We start from the raw sequence: 544 nt of genomic DNA, 5'->3' as shown, positions 1-544 counted from the left end.
TTTGGTGTGGGATCAGGCAAGGGCTTTGTGTCGATATACGGGAGTGAGGGAAAGACAGAAAATGAAGAGAGTTTTGAGCATCAAGGCTCTTCTCTCAATGGGAAAAATATCACCATCACCGCCACCAAAAAAGATGTGAACGTGGAGGGCTCTGATTTTACTGCGCAAGAAAATATTCATGTTTCGGCAGCCCATGATGTGAATGTTTCACCTGGTCACAATCGTCATAGGGCAAGCTCAAAGGAAGAACGCACAGGTTTTGGGTTTCAGTTTGAAAAGAACCCTAGCGGTGCTTCTGTAGGTGTTGGAATTGCGAGCGCTAAAGACACAGGGGACCAATGGGAAAATACCAATACGCCATCTCATTTCAAGGCGGGAAAAGATGTGCAGATCAATGGTGGCAATGATGTGAATTTACAAGCAACCATTGTTTCGGCGGATCGTGATGTCAACATTGATGCTGGCAATAATATCACCCTATCAGAAAGCTATGATACCTCTAACGCAAAAGAAAAGCATGAAAAGTCTTTTGCTGGTGTGACAG

The 544-nt window shown here is 44.5% G+C and carries 1 protein-coding gene; it reads left to right on the top strand.

The annotated features are described in order from the left end of the window. On the top strand, nucleotides 1-544 hold a 544-nt coding region (locus ACFIJP_RS09710), incomplete at both ends, for a hemagglutinin repeat-containing protein (RefSeq protein ID WP_375627225.1).

The sequence above is a fragment of the Bartonella sp. MU37NMGALS genome (assembly GCF_042194015.1).
Lineage (GTDB): Bacteria > Pseudomonadota > Alphaproteobacteria > Rhizobiales > Rhizobiaceae > Bartonella > Bartonella grahamii.
The sequence above is the reverse complement of the archived record's forward strand: the minus strand, read 5'-3'. Positions and strand labels throughout refer to the sequence as shown.